This is a genomic window from Aeromonas sp. BIGb0445 (assembly GCF_024809075.1).
GTDB lineage: Bacteria > Pseudomonadota > Gammaproteobacteria > Enterobacterales > Aeromonadaceae > Aeromonas > Aeromonas rivuli.
On sequence record NZ_JANUES010000003.1, the window covers coordinates 151,518 to 170,626 of the forward strand.

The window sequence follows — 19,109 nt, forward strand, 5'->3', positions numbered from 1 at the left end:
GATATACAGTGGCTTTTATAATACGGGTTTCATGATGCGCGATTTCTTCTCTCTCGAGCGCTGGCTGCCGGGACTGGTTGCCTTGTTGCAATACCAGCGGGCCTGGTTGCTGCCCGACATGCGGGCCGGTTTCTCGGTGGCCGCCGTCGCCCTCCCTGTGGCCATCGCCTATGCCGAGCTGACCGGGGTCGGTGCCATCGTCGGCCTCTACTCCTGCATATTGCCAATGATGGTTTATGCCCTGTTTGGCACCTCACGCCAGCTCATTGTCGGTCCCGATGCCGCCACCTGCGCCGTCATCGCCGCCGTGGTCACCCCCCTTGCCGCAGGCGATGCGACCCGTCATTGGCAGCTGGTCATGACGATGACCGCCATGACGGGCTTCTGGTGCCTGCTCGCCAGCCGCTTCAAACTGGGGGTATTTGCCGATTTTCTCTCCCGGCCAATCTTGATGGGGCTGCTCAACGGGGTCGCCATCACCATCATGGTGGGCCAGCTCTCCAAGATCCTGGGTTTCACCTTCGACGAGCGCTACCTCATCGAGCGGATCATGAGCGGCACCAACTATCTGGCGCGCACCCATCTGCCCACCCTGGCCATGAGCCTCTTTACCCTGCTCATACTGCTGGTCAGCAAACGCTATCGACCGGGATGGCCCTCCTCCATGGTGGCCATGGTGGTCACGGCCGCTCTGGTGTGGGTCGGTCATCTGGGGCAGTTCGGGATTGATACCCTCGGTACCATTGGCTCGGGCCTGCCCGCCTTCCAGATGCCGGAGTTTCCCCCCGGACTGCTCCGTGAGCTGGTATTGCCGGCGTTGAACCTTGCCATGGTGAGCTTCGTCTCCATGATGCTCACCGCCCGCAGTTTTGCCTCCAAGAATGGCTATGAGATTGATGCGGACAAGGAGTTCAGGGCACTGGGCATGGCCAATCTGGCCTCCGCCGTCTCCCAGGGGTTTGCCATCAGCGGCGCCGACTCGCGCACCGCGGTCAACGATGCCAACGGTGGCAAGAGCCAGCTGGTCTCCATCATCGCCGCCATCATCATCGGCTTTATTGCCTTCTACCTCACCTCACCGCTGCAATACATCCCCACCGCCGCCCTCGGGGTGGTGCTGGTAATGGCATCACTCTCCCTGCTCGATCTCAAGGGGTTGTGGGCGCTGAAAGATTCCGACCGCGCCGCTTTCTGGCTGGCGCTGATCACCTTCATCAGCGTGCTGACCATGGGGGTCATCCCCGGCATCACCCTGGCGGTGCTGCTGGGGTTGTTCCAATTCCTGCGCAACGTGATGCGTCCGACGGATCAACTGCTCGGCATGGACGATGAGGGGGTAGTGCGCACCCTGGGCGACAACGAGCAGGCCAAGGCGATCCCGGGGGTGCTGGTCTACCGCTTCAACTCGCCGCTCACCTACTTCAATGCCCCTTATTTCAAACGGCGGGTGCTGGCGCTGCTGGTGCAAGATCCCCATAGCCCCCAGTGTCTGGTGGTGGACGCCGTTGCCTGCTTTACCCATCAGGACATCAGCGTGATGAGCATGGTCGGCGAGCTGCACCGCGAGTTGAAGCGCCGTGGTATCCATATGGTGATGGCAGGCCGCCACGGCCAGCTCAGTCACTGGTTCCGTCAGGCCGGGATCCGGGTCGGCGACGAAGGCATTATCCTCTGCCCCGACATGTATCAGGCGCTGCGCATGACCCGTTGTTACCGCGAGCCTCTGTTCAAGGATGACGAGGTGGTGGAGAGCACCACCGACGCTATCCTCTCCCAGTGGCCCAAAGATGATGCGCTGCCAGACTCGGCGCGGCTCACCCTCCCCTGCGAGCAAGAGGCGACGACCAACCAAGCCTGAACCGACGCCAGGCCTTCCCGATGAAGGGAGGTCTGGCGCGCTCTGCTCAGTGCAAGATTGCACCCCGCACCCGCTTGGTGTTAAATGCCCGTCCAGATGGCACTGACGAGGGCCATCCCCAGTATTTGGACTCCCCATGCACACTCAATCCCAAGCCGGACCGGGCACGCTGTTCGCGCTGACCTGGCCGCTGTTTATCGATCTCGCCCTGCACTTCCTGACCGGGGCCCTCAACACCTTCATGGTGGGCCACGTCTCCTACCAGGGCGTAGCGGCGCTGGCGGTCGGCAATCAGGTATTCGATCTGGCCATCACCCTGTTCAGCTTCGTCAGCATCGGCACCAGCGTGGTGATCACCCAGTATCTGGGCGCCGGCGACCGGGAGAAGGCACGGGTCGTCATCCACACCGCCATCGGCTTCAACTTGTTGGTCGGGCTGGTCGCCGCCGTGGGGGTCATGCTGGGGGCGGCGCCCATGCTGGCCTTGATGAACCTGCCGGATCACCTGATGGGGGATGCCCTGCTCTACCTGCAAATCATCGGCCTCTGCCTGCTGCCCGAGGCCGCGGCCCTCTGTCTGGCATCGACCCTGCGCGCCCACGGCCATACCCGTCAGGCCATGTATGTGACCCTGATAGTCAACCTCATCACCTTCGTCGGCAACTTGCTGCTGCTCTATGGCTGGTTTGGTCTGCCTCAGCTCGGGGTCGCCGGGGTCGCCATCAGCACCGTCGTGGGCCGCCTGGTGGGTGTGGTGCTGCTGGTCTGGCTGGTGGCTCGCAAGACGGGGATACGGCTGCGGCTGCCCGAAATCCTCAAACCCAGCCGCCCCATGTTGCGCAAGGTGCTGCATATCGGCCTGCCGGCGGCGGGGGAGAACCTCTCCTGGATGCTGCAGTTCATGGTGGTGACGGCTTTTGTCGGCCTGCTCGGTGACAAGGCGCTGGCGACCCAGTCCTACTTCTTCCAGATCTGCCTGTTCATTCTGCTGTTTGGCCTCTCCATCGGCCTTGGCAACGAGATCATCATCGGCCATCTAGCGGGGGCGCGTCGCTTCGAACAGGCTTACGCCCAGCTGCTGCACAGTCTCAAGCTGGGGTTGATCGTCACCACCCTGATCGCCATTGCCGTGGCCATCAGCGGACGGCAGATCATCAGCCTGTTCACGGCCGATGGCGACATCATCGACATGGTGGCCCAGCTATTTCTAATCAGCCTCATCCTCGAACCTGGCCGCACCTTCAATCTGGTGGTGATCAATGCCCTGCGCGCCACCGGGGATGCCCGTTTCCCGCTCTACATGGCACTGCTGTCCATGTGGGGCATCGCCGTTCCCCTTTCCTATTACCTTGGTATCATGCAAGGCTATGGACTGGTCGGCATCTGGCTGGCACTCGCCTGTGATGAATGGGTGCGTGGACTGGCCATGTTCTGGCGCTGGCGCAGTCGTCGCTGGCAAAACAAACTCCTAGTTGAAACATAAGCGGGATCAGAATGAAGAAAATCGGACTCTTGTTGGCTACTCTGCTGCTCAGCCCTCTGGCCCTGGCGCAAACTGCCGCCACGGCCCCCAAGGCACCAGCGCCCCAAACCTGGTATGTGGCCCCCATCGTCATAGATGCAGCAAACGAGGCTCAGAAGGCGCTGACCAAAGCGTTCACCGCCCAGATGATAAAGACCATCAAGATCAACGAGTATCAGACCGGCAAGGCCCTCGGCAAGACCCAGGATCCCAAGTGGTTGATCCGCACCAAGCTGCTCCCGGCAAGTGACGCCCCTCTGGTTGGCAAGAAGCATCCCCAGGGGCTGACCTTCGGCAAGGGTCAACCGAGCCAGGAGATAGTCGGCGAACTCATCATGAATGGCACCCTGGTGGCGCACATAGGACAAGGCTGGCGTGAACCCATAGTCCCGGGCACCCCTGTGGCCGAGAAGATCACCATCGCCAACTATCGCTATGCCATCGGCAGCGAAGCCAAGGCGGGAGATCTCGAGGAGCTAGCGGCCCAGATTGGTTTTGAAGCGGGCAAGGTCATCGCCCGGGATGGCAAGGCGCTGCCCGAGAAGCCCAAAAAGAAGAAGGAATAGCCCAGCACGGCTATTCGCAATATGAACAAAGGGGCCTATGGGCCCCTTTGTTCACGCCTTCCATGAGCATACTGCCCCCTTGTGCACCTCTTCTATGAGCATCCCTTTCTCTGCTCCCCTTTATTAACACGCTTCCCCTGCCTTGCCTGTGGCGCTCCCGGGTGTTCGGCGAACACATCCGTGCTGCGCGATGACGCCAGCCTGCATCAGTCCCTTGTGACGTCGTGATGACAAGGGCAAAAAGAGAGCTCATAACTGCGATCTCGATCACATCTATCTCGCACTCCGGGGTGTAGTTTTAATGGTGTCGGCACACCCAAGCGCAACAAGGAGGCGACATTACATGTTCCCAGAGTACAGAGACCTTATCTCGCAACTGAAGAGCAGTGATGACCATTTCCACGAGAAGTTTGCCTTACACAACGAGCTGGACGGGACCATCAGAAAACTGGAAAAGCATCATGCCAGCGACTTCAGTCCTGAGTTGAGAGATCTGAAAAAACAGAAACTTAAACTCAAAGAGGAGATATACGACATCCTCAAACAACATCAGTCTCATTGAATGCCTAGAAAATTGATCGCGTGATAGCACGGATAAGCAATTTATCCACTCAACCCGGCCCATAGGCCGGGTTTTTCGTCTGCCTGACCCGTGGCACCGACTGCGCCTCGATTGAGCTTTAGGGGGCAAACCGCTATCTTGTGCCCTCGCCCTGCCACGCTCAAGGAGAGCACCATGCCCCGTCTGGACAGTATTCATCTCTATCCCATCAAATCCACCGCTGGCATGGCCCTGAGCCGGGCCCGAGTTGGCGAGGAGGGACTGGATGGCGACCGGCGTTACATGGTGGTCAAGCCGGACGGCACCTTCATCACGGCCCGCACCCACCCCCAGTTGCAGCAAGTGGTCGCCAGCCCCGTCGAGGGCGGCTTGCAACTGCGCTATCCGGGCCAGGAGCTGCTCACGCTGCTGGAACAGGATTTCCTGCTCACCCCTCAATCCACCGGGGTCTGGGGCGACAACTTCACCGCGCTACGTACCCATGAGCGAGCGGATCACTGGCTGAGCCGGGTGGCGGGAGAGTCGGTATTCCTGCTCTGGCTAGGCGATCAGTCTGCCCGTTTTCGTGAAAAAACCGGCACCCGGGTCAGCTTCGCCGATGGTTATCCCCTGCTGCTGATAGGTCAGGCTTCCCTTGAGGATCTCAACCTGAGATCCGATGCCCTGCATCAGATGAGTCAGTTTCGCACCAATCTGGTGGCCAGTGGTCTGCGTCCCTTCGAGGAAGATGGCTGGCGCCGCGTTCGTATCGGCGAGGTGGAATTTCTGGTCGCCAAGCCATGCAGCCGCTGCATCATGACCACAGTCGAGCCCGGAACCAGCCGCTTCAACGCGCTCAAAGAACCGCTCGCGACCCTTAGCCGCTACCGCCGCGGCGAGGATAGCGACGTCTATTTCGGCCAGAACCTGGTCGCCCTCAATGAGGGATGGATAGAGGCTGGCTGCGAGATAGAGGTCCTGGAGCGGGTGCGGCCCCAGGTCTACGGCAACGGCGCGCCCAGGAAACGCGCGTTAGTCTGCGTGGCACGCGAGTCACTGGCCCGGGATCTGGAGAGCTTCTGGTTCGAGGCCGAGGATGGCGAACCCCTGGCCGACTACCAGGCCGGTCAACATCTGCCCATCTTTGTCGATATCAAGGGGGAACGGGTGCAGCGTCGCTACACCCTCTGCTCCACACCGGATGCGCCGGGTCGCTACGCCATTGCCGTCAAACGTCAGGCCGACGGGCGGCTCTCCCAGTGGCTGCACCGCCACCTCAAGGTCGGCGATCGCATACTGGCCAAGGATCCTGACGGTGATTTCCAGCTTGCCGTTGAGCGCAAGTTGCTGCTGCTCTCTGCCGGCTCAGGCATCACGCCCATGCTCGCCATCGCCCGCACCCTGGCCCTGCGCGGTGAACTCGGCGACGTGCATTTCATGCATCAGTGCCGCAGCGAGGCTGACATTCCCGCCCCCGAGGAGCTGCACGCCCTGGCCCGCCAAGGCATGCAGCTTACTCTTATTTTGAGCCAGGCCGATAGCCACTGGCAGGGGCTGCATGGCCGACTCGAGGCCGACCACCTCGCGCGGGTGCAACAACTGCACCAGCGGGAAGTCTTGCTCTGTGGCCCGCAAGGGTTCATGGCACACGCCATCACCCTGCTGCAAGGGGCCGGGGTGAGCCGTATTCGTCAGGAGAGTTTCGGTGGAGCGCCCCTCATCAGCGCGCGCCCTCATCAGGAATTGACCCTGCAGATAGCCGGCAAGTCCTTTGCTGGCAACAATCAGGGCAGCATACTCGATCAGGCCAGCAAGCAGGGACTGGAGCTGCCCTGGAGCTGCCGGGCCGGGATCTGTGGCAGCTGCAAGCAGACCCTGGTGGCTGGCGAGGTTGAGCAGGCGAGCGCCCCCGCGCTCACCGAGGCCGAACGTGCCGAGGGCAAGATCCTGACCTGCTGCGCCATTCCCCTGACCGACATCGAGATTGCCTGATTGCGGGCCCCGGTCTGGCCATCCATTCAGGACGGGCCAGACTGGGGTGATCGGTCAGCCAATTAAAAAACCCATAAAAAAACGGCTGCCGAGGCAGCCGTTTCACATGGTATGGGATCACCCCTGACGCAGGGCGGCGATACGCTGTTCGATGGGCGGGTGGCTCATGAAGAACTCACTCACCGAGCGCTTGCCGTTGATGCCAAAGGCCATCATGGCGCCCTCCATCTGCGGCTCGGCGCCACGGGAGAGGCGCTGCAGCGCCGCTATCATCTTGTCACGACCCGCCAGTTTGGCGGCACCTGCATCGGCGCGGAACTCACGCTGACGGCTGAACCACATGACGATCATGGAGGCCAGCACACCGAAAATCATCTCCAGCACGAACACGGTGATCATGTAGGCGAAGCCACCGGAGCTGCTGCTCTCCTCGCTGTTATTGGAGCTGAAGAAGTTGCTGATGACACCGGCCACGATGCGGGCGAAGAACATCACGAAGGTGTTCACCACCCCCTGGATCAGGGTCAGGGTCACCATGTCGCCGTTGGCCACGTGGCTCACCTCGTGGGCCAGCACGGCTTCCGCCTCGTCGCGGCTCATGCTGTAGAGCAGACCGGACGAAACAGCTACCAGCGAGTCATCCCGGCGAGCACCGGTGGCGAAGGCATTCATGTCGGCGGACTCATAGATGCCCACTTCCGGCATCTTGATCCCCGCCTCGCGGGCCTGACGAGCCACGGTACTGACCAGCCAGTGCTCTGTCTCGTTACGGGGCTGTTCGATGACCTGGACGCCATAGCTGCGCTTGGCCATCCACTTGGACATCAGCAAAGAGATAAAGGAACCCCCAAAACCGAACACGGCACAGAAGATCAGCAAGCCAGAGATACTGGATTTGCTGATGCCAAGCACCGAGAACAGGATATTGAGTACCACCCCCAGCACCAGCATGACGGCCAGGTTGGTCACCAGGAATAGCATAATTCGCTTCATATAGACTCCTTGTGAGAATGAGTTGGGCACAGTGCGGTAGACCGTACTGTGCTCCCTGTCACACATATTAGTGGTTTTCTATGAATGCTCCCTGAATGCTGCCCTCAGCGCAACAGGGAAATATCGAGATATTCCTGCACGTTAGCGCTATCTGGCTCGCTCAATATCGGAATTTCGCCAAGCAGAGGCGCGGGCAAACGTTGGCGCAGGGTCGCCAGATTTTCTTCGTAGCAGCTCATGCCACAGGGCAGCCGATTCATCACCCAGCCAGCCAGAGGCAGACCCGCCTGTTCGATGGCGGCCAGGGTCAGCAGGGCATGGTTGAGGCAGCCCAGCTTGGCGCCCACCACCAGCACCACGGGCAGGCGCAGATCGCTCACCCAGTCAGAGAGCAGCCGCTGCGCATTCAACGGCAGATGCCAACCCCCCGCCCCCTCCACCAGTACCAGCTCGGCACCGCTATTTTCGAGCCGGCGCAATCCGGCCGTGAGCTCGGCTTCCACTATGGGTTGCCCCACCTGAGCCGCCGCTATGTGCGGGGCTATGGGGGGCGCATAGGCGAAGGGATTGACCCACTCATAGGACAGGCTCAGGCTGGCGGCCTGCTGCAACTGCAAGGCATCCCTGTTGCGCAGCCCTTGTGGCGTCGGTTCACAACCGGCCGAGATGGGTTTGTAGCCGACACAGGATCGGCCCTGAGCATTGGCAGCTTGCAACAAGGCGCGACTGACCAGGGTCTTGCCCACATCGGTATCAGTACCCGTGATAAAAAAGGTCGTCATCACCACTCCTGACATGGGGTGAAAATAAGAAGCTAGGTCCCGTCAACCGAGCCGCACCAGTGCCACGCTGTAGCTGGCCTCAAGCAACTTGTCGGGGCGGCGAAAGGCTTCATAGGCCTCGATGAGCCGGGCGAGCCGGGCACGACCGCCCAATCCGCCCTCGCTCCCCTCGTTGACCTGACTCGCTCCTATGCCCTTGAGATCGCGCAGCAGTGCCAGCACCTGGCCGTAACCCAGATGCCAGGGGCGCACAACTATATCTGGGGACTGAAAGCCCGCATTTTCAAGGGCGGCTCTGAGCTGGTTTTCGCCGAGGAAGCGATTGACGTGGGAGCGGTCATCCACCGCCTGCCAGGCCTGGGCCAGCTGCCAGAGCGAGCCACTCAGCAAGGTCGAGAAGAGGATCTGGCCACCAGGCCTGAGCACCCGTTTCAATTCACTGAATGCCTGCTCTGGTCGCTCGCACCACTGCAGCGCCAGGCTGGAAAAAACGAGGTCAAGGCTGGCATCGGCCAGAGGCAGCGCCTCGGCATCGCCGCACAGCAGACGGGCATCGCTGGCCCGCAGCCTGGCCTGGGCCAGCATGCCGGGGGAGAGATCCAAACCGCATAGCTGGCTGCAACGCTGTTGCAAGGCAGGCAGGAAGAAGCCTGTGCCACAGCCCAGATCCAGCCCTGCTGTCCAGTGCCCCTCAGGCAACCTGGCCAGCAGTGCCTGCCCCACCTCCTGCTGGAAGCGCGCATGGGCATCGTAAGAGGCGGCGGCGGCACCAAAACGCCGGGCCAGCGCCCCCTTGTCGACCCGCTGGAAGGGTTCGCACGCCTGGTCCAGGTTGCCCTGATGCATCTCAAACATGGGCCTTGGCCTCCCCCAGGGTATCGAGCAGCCGATCTATCTGCTGCTCGCTGTGGGCGGCGCAGAGGGTGATGCGCAGCCGCGCCGCGCCCACGGGCACCGTGGGCGGGCGGATGGCACTCACCCAGAGCCCCCCTTCGCGCAAGCGGGCCGAGAGCCGGGTCGCAGCCTCGCTCGTGCCCACCAGCAGCGGCTGGATCGGGGTCGCACTCATGCCAAGGGTCCAGCCCAGTTGGCGCCCCCCCTCGCGAAAACGGCCGATGAGTTGGCGCAGCCGCTCCCGCGATTCGCTGCCCGCACGCACCAGCTCGACGGCACGCAGCACAGCATGGGCCTGGGCCGCCGGCATATGGGTGCTGTAGACATAGGGGCGCGCGAAGTTGACCAGATAGTCCACCAGCTCGCGACTGCCGCCGACAAAGGCGCCAGCCACCCCGAGGGCCTTGCCAAAGGTGCCCATCTGTATCTGCACTCGTCGGGCCGCGACCCCCTGCTCGTTGAGGGTACCGCGTCCCTCGGCGCCCAAGACCCCCAGGCCATGGGCATCATCTATCATCAGCCAGTTGCGGCTCTGCTCGGCCAGGCGGGCGAGCTCGGACCAGGGGCCCTGATCCCCATCCATGCTGAATACCCCTTCCGAGACGATGAGACCCCGACCCGGCTCGAGCTGGGCGGCGAGCTGAGTCATGTCATTGTGACCAAAGCGCTTCATGGTGCAGGGCAGCAGGCTGCCCGCCTCCTGCAAGGAGGCGTGATTGAGCCTGTCCTGCCAGAGCAAGTGCTCCTTGCCAAGCAGCGCCTTGAGCACCGCCTGATTGGCAGAAAAGCCGCAGTTGAACAGCAACACCGCCTCCAGCCCCAACCAGTCGGCAAGCTGCTCTTCCAGCGCCTGATGGGCGTGGCTGTAGCCGGTCACCAGCGGCGATGCCCCGGATCCCGCCCCATAGCGATCCAGTCCCTCCTTGAAGGCGAGGGCCACGGCCGGGTGACCGGCCAGCCCGAGATAGTCGTTGGAGGAGAAGTTGAGATAGTCGCGCCCCGCCACCTGCAGCCGGGTACCGGCGCCACCGTTACCGCTCTGGCGGGTACGCAGCAAGCCCTCTCTCGCCCGTGCGGCCAGGGCTTCCCCCAGGGCGAAGGAGGAACTCATTGTCCGCTCCTTGCTGGCGTTGGCGCGCAACTGCCATGGGGAACCGGCTTCTTTGCATCGGACTCAGATCGGCTCACAGGGTTGCGGCCGAGCTCATGCGCGCTGCCCCTCATGCACGGTTTCCCTTGGGATGACTGGCGTCATAGAAGAGATCGCCGCCCACAGGCTGGCTGGCCACCCGGGCCAACAGCTCCTCTTCCTGTACCCCGTCCGGTTTCTGAGCTCGCTGGGCCGGGCGTATGCCGAGCCGCTTGAACAGCTGCATGTCACTGTTTTCATCCGGATTCGGCGTGGTGAGCAGCTTGCAACCATAAAAAATCGAGTTCGCGCCAGCCATGAAGCACATGGCCTGCATCTGCTCGTTCATCTTCTCCCGCCCGGCGGAGAGGCGTACATGGGAGGCGGGCATCATGATGCGGGCCACCGCTATGGTGCGTACAAACTCGAAGGGGTCCAGATCCTGCTGATTTTCCATGGGGGTGCCCTTCACCTTGACCAGCATGTTGATGGGCACGCTCTCGGGGTGGCGGGGCAGATTGGCGAGTGCCATCAAGAGGCCGGCCCTGTCCTTGCCCTGCTCGCCCATGCCGACGATGCCACCGGAGCAGACCTTCATACCGGCGCCACGGACATTGGCCAGGGTATCGAGTCGGTCCTGGTAGGTGCGGGTGGTGATGATGTCGCCGTAGAACTCGGGGGAGGTGTCGAGGTTGTGGTTGTAGTAGTCAAGACCGGCCGCCCCCAGGCGCGCGGCCTGATCGGCAGTCAACATGCCGAGGGTCATGCAGGTCTCCATGCCCAGCTCTCGCACCTCTTTGACCATGCGCAAGACGTAGGGCATATCCCGCTCCTTGGGATTGCGCCAGGCGGCCCCCATGCAGAAACGCGACGAGCCATTGGCCCTGGCTTCCCGGGCCCGCTCCAGCACTTTTTCCACCTCCATCAGCCGCTCGGTCTCGAGCCCGGTGTGATAGCGAGCGCTCTGGGGGCAATATTTGCAATCCTCCGGGCAGGCGCCGGTCTTGATGGAGAGCAGGGTGCTGACCTGCACCTCGTTGGGATCGAAATGGGCACGGTGCACCGTCTGGGCCTGAAACAAGAGATCGTTGAACGGCAGGGCAAACAGGGCCTCAACCTCGGTCAGGGCCCAGTCATAGCGAACGGCGCCCTGGCGAGCCGGGTTGGCCTGGGTGACGTGAAGAGAGGGGGAATCGACAAGAGCGCTCATGGATGGCTTCCGTTTTTTATAGATATGCCTCTGCCCGCCTGACAGACTAGCGCCCGCGGCACTGGCACCCTGCGTGGCAAGTGGCTGAAATTGTTGGCTAGTGTAAAGAGCGCGCGTAGACTGTCAACACCGACCAGATCAAACAAGATTACAAGTGGATATAAATTGACCAATCAAGAGTTCGACCTGCACCATATCTGGCACCCCTATACCTCCCTCACTCAGCCCCTGCCCTGCTATGAAGTAGCCAGTGCCAAAGGGGTAACCCTCACCCTCAGCGATGGCCGCGTGCTAATCGATGGCATGAGCTCCTGGTGGGCCAGCATTCACGGCTACCAGGTGCCAGCGCTCGATGCCGCAGCCAGCGCCCAGCTCGGCAAGATGTCCCATGTCATGTTCGGTGGCCTCACCCATGAGCCCGCCATCAATCTGTGCCGCAAACTGGTGGAGATCACACCAAAAGGGCTGGACAGGGTCTTTCTGGCCGACTCGGGCTCAGTGGCGGTGGAGGTCGCGCTCAAGATGGCCCAGCAGTACTGGCACGCCAAGGGCAGCCCGCGATCCCGGTTCGTCTCCCTGCGCGGTGGTTATCACGGCGATACCTTCGGCGCCATGAGCGTCTGCGATCCCGATGGCGGCATGCACGAGCTCTATCAAGGCTTCCTGCCCGAGCAGCTGTTCGCCCCGGCCCCCGATTGCCGTTTCCACGCCCAGTGGGATGAGAGCTGCGTGGTGGCGCTGGCGGAGCTGGTCGCCGATCGCCACGAGGAGATAGCCGCCATCATCCTCGAGCCCATCGTGCAGGGAGCGGGCGGCATGCGCTTCTACCACCCTCGCTATCTGCAATGGGTACGCGCCCTGTGTGACGAGTTCGGCATACTGCTCATCGCCGACGAGATTGCCACCGGCTTTGGCCGTACCGGCCAGCTGTTTGCCTGCGACTGGGCGGGGATCAGCCCCGACATCCTGTGTCTGGGCAAGGCGCTCACCGGTGGCTACCTGACGCTGTCGGCCACCCTCACCACCGAGCAGGTCGCCCGCACCATCTGCGACGGCAAGGCCGGGGTCTTTATGCACGGCCCCACCTTTATGGGCAATCCGCTCGCCTGCGCGGTGGCCAACGCCTCCATCGACTTGCTGCTGGCCTCGCCGTGGCAGGAACGGGTAACCGCCATCGAGCATCAGCTGCGCACCGAACTGGTGGCACTGACCCTCAACCCGGCGGTGGCCGACGTGCGGGTACTCGGCGCCATCGGCGTGGTGGAGATGAAAGAGCGGGTGGATGTGGCGCGCATCCAGCGCAAGTTCGTCGAGCTGGGTGCCTGGATCCGCCCCTTTGGCAAGCTCATCTACCTGATGCCCCCCTTCGTCATCACCCCCGAGGAACTGCGGGTGCTGACCCATGCCATCCATGAGGCCATCGCCAGCGGCGAATACTGAGTCTCGACAAATAGCCCTCGCATGGCAATGCAGGGGCTTTTTCGCCAGAATGTGAGCGAACCATCAGACCCGCACGGCCTGGGCGAGTAGACTGCGCGGCGGGTTTTAGCAACAGATGTACTGCTCTCATGCGCCTCTCCATTGCCGCCAAATTCAATTTCTTCCTGCTGTTTATCTTCTCCATGGTGCTGGTCTTCTCCGCGGCCTATCAGGCGGTGCGCGAGCGCGACCTTATCCTGACCATGATCAAAGAGCAGAGCAGCGAACAGATAGAGGCCTACTTCGACGGCCTCAACATGCTGATGTTGACCAACAAGATGGCGGCACGGGAAACCCTGCGTCACAAGTTCCTGAACCACGCCCACGTCGAAGATGCCCGCATATTGCGCGGCGACGCGGTCAGCAAACAATTTGGCGCAGGGCTCGACAACGAGGGCGCCAGAGATGAGTTCGATACCCTGGCGTTGGCGGGCAAGGGCAGCATGGAAGTGGTGCACAATGGCCAGCACAGCCGGTTAGTGGTGACCCGCCCCCTGCTCGCCCAGCGCGATTTTCGTGGCACCGACTGCACCAGTTGCCATCAGGTGCCGGAGAACACCGTGCTTGGCGCGGTGCGTTTCGACTACTCCCTCGACACCCTCTTTACCCGGGTCGAGCAGAACATTCTCACCTCGGCCCTCAGCCTGACCCTGATCTTCGGCCTGGGGCTCTTGCTGACCCTCTGGGTGATCCGCACCTGGATAGTACGCCCGCTCAACCAGCTCACCCGCGCCATCGAGGAGGCGACCGATCGCCACGATTTCGGTCATCGACTGGATGGGGATGAGGGAGACGAGATTGGCCGCGTCATTCTGGCCTATAACCAGATGCTGGACGGGGTCGAGCGCCAGCTTGGCAAGCGCCACTGCGCAGCAAGCCAGACCAGCACTCATGACGCCCTGCCCCCGAGCAGAGATAAGGGTAACGCCGATGGCAATGAGCCTGGAACCAGGCATTCTGGCCCGAGTCAGCCGAAGTAGAACAGCAGCAAGCTGATGATGAGGATGAGCAGCAGGACCATCAGGGAGAGCTGATACCCATCTTGCTCCCGGCGGCTGCGCCGGTATTGCAGCGTCAGCACCAGCAGGGTGAAGGCAACGCAGCCCCAGAGGCTGTATTCCAGCCAGGGGGTCAAGGCCGGATCCCAATGTTCCCTGACGGCAATGCCGCCATAGCGCAAGAAGCCATAGGCAATCTCGGGGCGGGCATAGTGATACAGGGTAAGCAGCACCATGACACAGGCCCAGCAGACGATGGCCAGCCAGTGCAGCAACACGATCAGCCTGTCCTGCCCCCGCCGTCGTTCCGCCACATTCTGCTCCTTATGCCCGATTGGCCCTCAATCCCTTCAGAGTCCGACATTTTTGCTTGTTTATCAAACCTGCGCGGGTAAGATTGACGGCTCAGTCTGCCACCATGGGCCAAGCAGTGCCCGAGCGGACCCATAGCGCTGCAAGAACAAGCTGGAGACAATATTTCGATGACGCACGCATCCGTAGTAGATGTGCTGACCGGTAAATATGCGGTTGGCACCACCCAGACAGTGAAAGGGTGGATCCGGACCCGCCGCGATTCCAAGGCGGGGATCTCATTTTTGGCCATTTCAGATGGTTCCGGTTTTCACCCGGTTCAGGCCGTCGTCCCCAATACCCTGGCCAATTATGAGAATGAAGTGCTGCGTCTGACCACCGCCTGCTCAGTGGAAGTGACCGGCATCGTTGCCGCCTCCCAGGGCAGCGGCCAGGCCTTCGAACTGCAAGCCACCGACGTCAAAGTGGTGGGTTGGGTCGAAGATCCGGACACCTACCCCATGTCCGCCAAGCGCCACAGCATCGAGTACCTGCGCGAGCAGGCTCACCTGCGCCCGCGCACCAACGTGGTCGGCGCCGTGACCCGGGTGCGCAACTGCCTGGCCCAGGCCATTCACCGCTTCTTCCACGAAGAGGGCTATCTGTGGATCGCCGCCCCGCTCATCACCGCCTCCGACACCGAAGGCGCGGGCGAAATGTTCCGGGTCTCTACCCTGGATCTAGAGAATCTGCCGCGCACTCCCGAAGGCAAGGTCGATTACGACAAGGACTTCTTCGGCAAGGAGACCTTCCTGACCGTCTCCGGCCAGCTCAACGTCGAGACCTATGCCTGCGCCCTCTCCAAGGTCTACACCTTCGGCCCGACCTTCCGCGCCGAAAATTCCAACACCAGCCGCCATCTGGCCGAGTTCTGGATGGTGGAGCCGGAAATCGCCTTCGCGGATCTGGAAGACAACGCAGCCCTGGCCGAAGCCATGCTCAAGTATGTCTTCAACGCCGTGCTGAGTGAGCGCCGTGACGATCTGGAGTTCTTCGCCCAGCACGTCGACAAGGATGCCATCGACCGACTGGAACGCTTCGTCTCCTCCGACTTCGCCCAGATTGACTACACCGACGCCATCGAAGTGCTGAAGAACTGCGGCAAGAAGTTCGAGTTCCCTGTCTCCTGGGGCATCGATCTCTCCTCCGAGCACGAGCGCTACCTGGCCGAGGAGCACTTCAAGTCTCCTGTGGTGGTGAAGAACTACCCGAAAGACATCAAGGCCTTCTACATGCGCCTCAACGACGACGGCAAAACCGTTGCCGCCATGGACGTGCTGGCCCCGGGGATCGGCGAGATCATCGGCGGTGCCCAGCGTGAAGAGCGTCTGGACGTGCTGGATGCCCGCCTGGCCGAGATGGGCCTGAACAAGGAAGATTACTGGTGGTATCGTGACCTGCGCCGCTACGGCACAGTGCCGCACTCCGGTTTCGGCCTCGGCTTCGAGCGTCTGGTGGTCTACGTGACCGGCATGGGCAACGTGCGCGACGTCATCCCCTTCCCGCGTACCCCTCGCACCGCCGAGTTCTAATCGCGCCGAGCCAGACTCGCACCGTGCAAGAGCCGACCCCAGGGTCGGCTTTTTTATTCCTGCCGTCGCCCTGCACCTACGCCAGGCTGACGACCACCTTGCCCTTTGCCCGACCGGTCGCCAGATAGGCGAGCGCCTCGCCGGTCTGTTCAAATGGAAAGACCTTGTCGATGACGGGCCTGAGCTTGCCCGCATCTAACAGTTCGGCAATCCGGGTCAGCTGGGCGCCATCCGGGCGCACGAACATCATGGCGTAGGTGACGCCCCGTCGCCGGGCAAGACGGTGGATCCTCCGGCTCATCAGGCCAAACAGGGCCCTCATGATGACATTCATGTTTCTCGCCCGCGCAAAGGCCGCATCCGGCGGGCCGACCAGCGACAGGAGCCGCCCCCCCGGCGCCAGGATCGACAGTGACCGCTCGATCGCGTCGCCCCGCAAGGTACCCAGCACCAGATCGTATCCCTGCAATAGCGCATCGAACTCCTGCCGTCTGTAGTCAACCACCACCTCGGCCCCCAACTGCCCTACCCACTCGACGTTTGCCGTGCTGGTGGTGGTCGCGACAAAGGCCCCCAGGTGCCTGGCAAGCTGAATGGCAAAGGAGCCTATGCCGCCGGAACCCGCGGGAATGAACACCCTCTGGCCCGGCGCGAGTGAGGCCTGCTCGGTGAAGGCCTGCCAGGCCGTCAGCGCCACCATGGGAATTGACGCCGCCTGAACGAAGTCGAGGCTGGCCGGTTTGAGGGCCGCCGCGTGTTCGGGCACCACCACCCATTGCGCCAGAGCGCCGCGCCCCAGATCGAAGAGGCTGGCATAGACGGCATCCCCCGGCCTAAACCGCGTCACCCGGCTGCCGACCTCCATCACCACACCGGCCAGATCGCTGCCGAGCACAGCGGGCAGCTCAAACTTGAGCAGGGGTTTGAAGGTGCCTTTCGGGATCATGGTGTCGATGGGATTGAGGCCAACGGCATGCACCTTGACCAGGATCTCGTCCGGCCCCATGGTCGGCTGCGGCAGTTCCGTGAACTCGGGTCGAGCCGACGGGCCATAACGTTTGAACACAAAGGCTTTCATCATCTTGTTACCAGAAAGCATGAGGTGGCCGAAACCGGGCAAACCACCCTGTCCAATGCAGTGCGGTGACACAGGTCGGGCGCACCTCATCACAGGGATAAAGGAGGCGCTCTGGAGGGAAAGCTACGGGTTGGGCGTGGCGCCGTCTCCAGCAGACCGCCGGTCTTGTTGCCGGGATCAGCGGCCCTTAGGCGCAACCTGATAACGTTCGGCAGCATGGGCCTGCCGAAGGTCGGAGAGCAGCGCCTTGCGCGCGCCATCGAGCTCATCCCAGCGACTGGCCTCATGCAGCGGCGGTATGGTGACCACTTCCCGGCGATCGAAACCGACCAGGGCCGCGTCTACCAGCTCCTCCACCGCCATCAACTCCGGCAAGCTGTCGGGATCGATGCCGGAGCGCGCCCAGATCTCGGTGCGCGTGCCGGCGGGCAGCACCGCCTGCACATAGACCCCGGCGGGAGCGAGCTCCAGGCTCATCCCCTGGGAGAGGAACAGCACGAAGGCCTTGGTCGCGCCATAGAGCGTCATGCCAAATTCGGGGGCGAGCCCGACCACGGAGCCGATGTTGACTATGCTCCCCTCCCCGGCTTGCACCAGTCGTGGGGCTATGGCAGCCGCCAGGCGTGCCAGGGCCGTGGTGTTCAGGGTCACCAGTTGCTCGACGCTGCTGGCGGTCTGGGCGAGGAAGTGGCCCGACTGGCCCATCCCTGCGTTGTTGATCAGGATGCCGATGCTGGCATCATCCCGTAACCGGGCCTCCACGGCGGCCAGCTCCCGGGATTGGGTGAGGTCGGCGGGCAGGATGTCGACGGCGACGCCGTACGCCTGGCGCAGGTGGCCGGCCAAGTCCGTCAGCCGCGCCTCGTCGCGGGCGACCAGCACCAGATCGTGACCGCGCCGGGCGAAGCGGTCCGCATAGGTGGCGCCAATGCCGCTGGAGGCACCTGTGATAAGCACTCTGGGTTTAATGGTCATGATGTCATTCTCTCTGTGATCGTGTTGAACCGGGATGGATGTCGCGCAAGGCACTGGCCCCATGGCGCTGTGTCGACGGGGGGCGTGCTATGACGCTTCCCGTCGATGCACGCTTACTCGCCGGCACCCGCCAGGGCCGGGTAGTCGATGTAGCCCTCGGCGCCGCCGCCATAGAGGGTCTCGGGTTTCAATGCGGCGAGCGGGGCACCCTGCTGCAGGCGCTCGACCAGATCCGGATTGCTGATAAAGGGGCGGCCGAAGGCAAACAGGTCCGCCTTGCCCTGGGCCAGAGCACTGCTGGCCAGCGCCAGGTCATAGCCGTTATTGGCCAGATAGCTCTGCTTGAAGCGCCGACGCAGGGAGGCGAAGTCGAAAGGGGCGACATCCCGGGGGCCACCGGTGGCGCCCTCTATCACGTGCAGGTAGACAACCCCCAGCGCGCTGAGCCGCTCGACCAGATAGTCGTACTGCGGCTGGGGATCGCTGCAGGAGATGCCATTGGCCGGAGAGACGGGGGAGACTCGGACCCCGGTGCGATCGGCCCCTATCTCCTCGGCCACGGCGGCGGTGACCTCGAGCAGCAGCCGCGCGCGGTTCTCGATGGAGCCGCCATAGCCGTCGCTACGCAGGTTGGCCCCATCCTTGAGAAACTGCTCCAGCAGATAGCCGTTGGCACCGTGGATCTCGACCCCGTCAAAGCCAGCCGCCATGGCGTTGGCAGCCGCCTGACGAAAATCGTCGACGATGCCGGGGAGCTCCTCCAGCGCCAGTGCCCGGGGCGTCGACACCTCGACGAAATCATTGCTGACGAAGGTCTTGGTCTGGGCGCGAAGGGCCGAGGGCGCCACCGGCGCCGCACCATGAGGTTGCAGCGTGACGTGGGAGACGCGACCGACATGCCACAGCTGCACGAAGATACGACCTCCCCTGGCATGCACCGCCTCGGTCACCTTGCGCCAGCCCGCAATCTGCGCCGCCGTGTAGAGGCCGGGAGTATCCTGGTAGCCCTGCGCCTGGGCGGAGACTTGGGTCGCCTCGGCGATCAGCAGACCCGCCGTGGCCCGCTGGCTGTAATAGGTAGCCGCATGCTCGCTCGGTACCAGACCGGGGCCAGCACGGTTGCGGGTGAGCGGCGCCATCACGATGCGATTGGCGAGGGTGATGGGGCCGAGGGAATAGGCCTCGAAGAGTCTCTTGTCTGTCATGGCG

At 62.6% G+C, this 19,109-nt stretch carries 17 protein-coding genes; 8 read left to right on the forward strand and 9 right to left on the reverse strand.

Annotated elements, in window-relative coordinates; all coding sequences use genetic code 11:
• Positions 1 to 34 precede the first annotated feature (34 nt).
• From M2367_RS07440 to M2367_RS07460, 5 genes are all read left to right on the forward strand, one after another.
• Positions 35 to 1,858, forward strand: a complete 1,824-nt coding sequence (locus M2367_RS07440; RefSeq protein WP_259236301.1) for a SulP family inorganic anion transporter — start codon at positions 35 to 37, stop codon at positions 1,856 to 1,858.
• 136 nt (positions 1,859 to 1,994) lie between these two features.
• Complete coding sequence (locus M2367_RS07445; protein WP_259236302.1) at positions 1,995 to 3,341, forward strand: MATE family efflux transporter; 1,347 nt, start codon at positions 1,995 to 1,997, stop codon at positions 3,339 to 3,341.
• 11 nt (positions 3,342 to 3,352) lie between these two features.
• Entirely contained in the window at positions 3,353 to 3,946 is a 594-nt protein-coding gene (locus tag M2367_RS07450) for a hypothetical protein (protein ID WP_259236303.1), read from the forward strand.
• A gap of 343 nt (positions 3,947 to 4,289) precedes the next feature.
• Complete coding sequence (locus M2367_RS07455; RefSeq protein ID WP_042042935.1) at positions 4,290 to 4,508, forward strand: YdcH family protein; 219 nt, start codon at positions 4,290 to 4,292, stop codon at positions 4,506 to 4,508.
• A gap of 174 nt (positions 4,509 to 4,682) precedes the next feature.
• Positions 4,683 to 6,479, forward strand: coding sequence for an MOSC N-terminal beta barrel domain-containing protein (locus M2367_RS07460; protein ID WP_259236304.1), 1,797 nt, complete (start codon positions 4,683 to 4,685; stop codon positions 6,477 to 6,479).
• 117 nt (positions 6,480 to 6,596) lie between these two features.
• On the opposite strand, the gene htpX is transcribed toward M2367_RS07460, so the two are convergent.
• From htpX to bioB, 5 genes are all read right to left on the reverse strand, one after another.
• Entirely contained in the window at positions 6,597 to 7,472 is an 876-nt protein-coding gene (gene htpX / locus M2367_RS07465) for a protease HtpX (protein ID WP_224432557.1), read from the reverse strand.
• A gap of 104 nt (positions 7,473 to 7,576) precedes the next feature.
• Positions 7,577 to 8,257: a dethiobiotin synthase gene (gene bioD, locus M2367_RS07470; protein WP_259236305.1), complete on the reverse strand. Its 681-nt coding sequence runs from the start codon at positions 8,255 to 8,257 to the stop codon at positions 7,577 to 7,579.
• A 39-nt stretch (positions 8,258 to 8,296) separates the two neighbouring features.
• Positions 8,297 to 9,109: a malonyl-ACP O-methyltransferase BioC gene (gene bioC, locus M2367_RS07475; RefSeq protein WP_259236306.1), complete on the reverse strand. Its 813-nt coding sequence runs from the start codon at positions 9,107 to 9,109 to the stop codon at positions 8,297 to 8,299.
• On the reverse strand, positions 9,102 to 10,259 hold the full coding sequence (gene bioF / locus M2367_RS07480; RefSeq protein WP_259236307.1) for an 8-amino-7-oxononanoate synthase: 1,158 nt from the start codon (positions 10,257 to 10,259) through the stop codon (positions 9,102 to 9,104). The genes bioC and bioF overlap by 8 nt, the downstream gene beginning before the upstream one ends.
• Before the next feature lie 109 nt (positions 10,260 to 10,368).
• Positions 10,369 to 11,487, reverse strand: coding sequence for a biotin synthase BioB (gene bioB, locus M2367_RS07485; RefSeq protein ID WP_259236308.1), 1,119 nt, complete (start codon positions 11,485 to 11,487; stop codon positions 10,369 to 10,371).
• Between the two features lie 165 nt (positions 11,488 to 11,652).
• On the opposite strand from bioB, the gene bioA reads away from it, so the two are divergent.
• Complete coding sequence (gene bioA / locus M2367_RS07490) at positions 11,653 to 12,927, forward strand: adenosylmethionine--8-amino-7-oxononanoate transaminase (RefSeq protein ID WP_259236309.1); 1,275 nt, start codon at positions 11,653 to 11,655, stop codon at positions 12,925 to 12,927.
• 128 nt (positions 12,928 to 13,055) lie between these two features.
• A complete protein-coding gene (locus M2367_RS07495; RefSeq protein WP_259236310.1) occupies positions 13,056 to 13,946 on the forward strand; it encodes a HAMP domain-containing protein in 891 nt (296 codons plus the stop codon).
• On the opposite strand, the gene M2367_RS07500 is transcribed toward M2367_RS07495, so the two are convergent.
• Positions 13,934 to 14,278: a hypothetical protein gene (locus M2367_RS07500; protein ID WP_259236311.1), complete on the reverse strand. Its 345-nt coding sequence runs from the start codon at positions 14,276 to 14,278 to the stop codon at positions 13,934 to 13,936. The genes M2367_RS07495 and M2367_RS07500 overlap by 13 nt on opposite strands.
• Before the next feature lie 168 nt (positions 14,279 to 14,446).
• Between M2367_RS07500 and asnS the strand changes: the two genes are divergently transcribed.
• Positions 14,447 to 15,847: an asparagine--tRNA ligase gene (gene asnS, locus M2367_RS07505; RefSeq protein ID WP_259236312.1), complete on the forward strand. Its 1,401-nt coding sequence runs from the start codon at positions 14,447 to 14,449 to the stop codon at positions 15,845 to 15,847.
• 76 nt (positions 15,848 to 15,923) lie between these two features.
• Here the strand turns inward: asnS and M2367_RS07510 are convergent, their stop codons facing one another.
• The 3 genes from M2367_RS07510 to M2367_RS07520 all read right to left on the reverse strand — a co-directional run bounded on the left by M2367_RS07510 (position 15,924) and on the right by M2367_RS07520 (position 19,105).
• Entirely contained in the window at positions 15,924 to 16,928 is a 1,005-nt protein-coding gene (locus tag M2367_RS07510; RefSeq protein ID WP_259236313.1) for an NADP-dependent oxidoreductase, read from the reverse strand.
• A gap of 174 nt (positions 16,929 to 17,102) precedes the next feature.
• Positions 17,103 to 17,900: an SDR family oxidoreductase gene (locus tag M2367_RS07515; protein ID WP_259236314.1), complete on the reverse strand. Its 798-nt coding sequence runs from the start codon at positions 17,898 to 17,900 to the stop codon at positions 17,103 to 17,105.
• Positions 17,901 to 18,013: 113 nt separating this feature from the next.
• Entirely contained in the window at positions 18,014 to 19,105 is a 1,092-nt protein-coding gene (locus M2367_RS07520; RefSeq protein WP_259236315.1) for an alkene reductase, read from the reverse strand.
• Positions 19,106 to 19,109 lie beyond the last annotated feature (4 nt).

Excerpts from the sequence above, each read along its gene's own strand:
- M2367_RS07440 (WP_259236301.1), top strand. The coding sequence starts at position 35 with ATGCGCGATTTCTTCTCTCTCGAGCGCTGGCTGCCGGGACTGGTTGCC.
- M2367_RS07445 (WP_259236302.1), top strand. The coding sequence starts at position 1,995 with ATGCACACTCAATCCCAAGCCGGACCGGGCACGCTGTTCGCGCTGACC.
- M2367_RS07450 (WP_259236303.1), top strand. The coding sequence starts at position 3,353 with ATGAAGAAAATCGGACTCTTGTTGGCTACTCTGCTGCTCAGCCCTCTG.
- M2367_RS07455 (WP_042042935.1), top strand. The coding sequence starts at position 4,290 with ATGTTCCCAGAGTACAGAGACCTTATCTCGCAACTGAAGAGCAGTGAT.
- M2367_RS07460 (WP_259236304.1), top strand. The coding sequence starts at position 4,683 with ATGCCCCGTCTGGACAGTATTCATCTCTATCCCATCAAATCCACCGCT.
- htpX (WP_224432557.1), bottom strand. The coding sequence starts at position 7,472 with ATGAAGCGAATTATGCTATTCCTGGTGACCAACCTGGCCGTCATGCTG.
- bioC (WP_259236306.1), bottom strand. The coding sequence starts at position 9,109 with ATGTTTGAGATGCATCAGGGCAACCTGGACCAGGCGTGCGAACCCTTC.
- bioF (WP_259236307.1), bottom strand. The coding sequence starts at position 10,259 with ATGAGTTCCTCCTTCGCCCTGGGGGAAGCCCTGGCCGCACGGGCGAGA.
- bioB (WP_259236308.1), bottom strand. The coding sequence starts at position 11,487 with ATGAGCGCTCTTGTCGATTCCCCCTCTCTTCACGTCACCCAGGCCAAC.
- M2367_RS07495 (WP_259236310.1), top strand. The coding sequence starts at position 13,056 with ATGCGCCTCTCCATTGCCGCCAAATTCAATTTCTTCCTGCTGTTTATC.
- asnS (WP_259236312.1), top strand. The coding sequence starts at position 14,447 with ATGACGCACGCATCCGTAGTAGATGTGCTGACCGGTAAATATGCGGTT.
- M2367_RS07510 (WP_259236313.1), bottom strand. The coding sequence starts at position 16,928 with ATGATGAAAGCCTTTGTGTTCAAACGTTATGGCCCGTCGGCTCGACCC.
- M2367_RS07515 (WP_259236314.1), bottom strand. The coding sequence starts at position 17,900 with ATGACCATTAAACCCAGAGTGCTTATCACAGGTGCCTCCAGCGGCATT.
- M2367_RS07520 (WP_259236315.1), bottom strand. The coding sequence starts at position 19,105 with ATGACAGACAAGAGACTCTTCGAGGCCTATTCCCTCGGCCCCATCACC.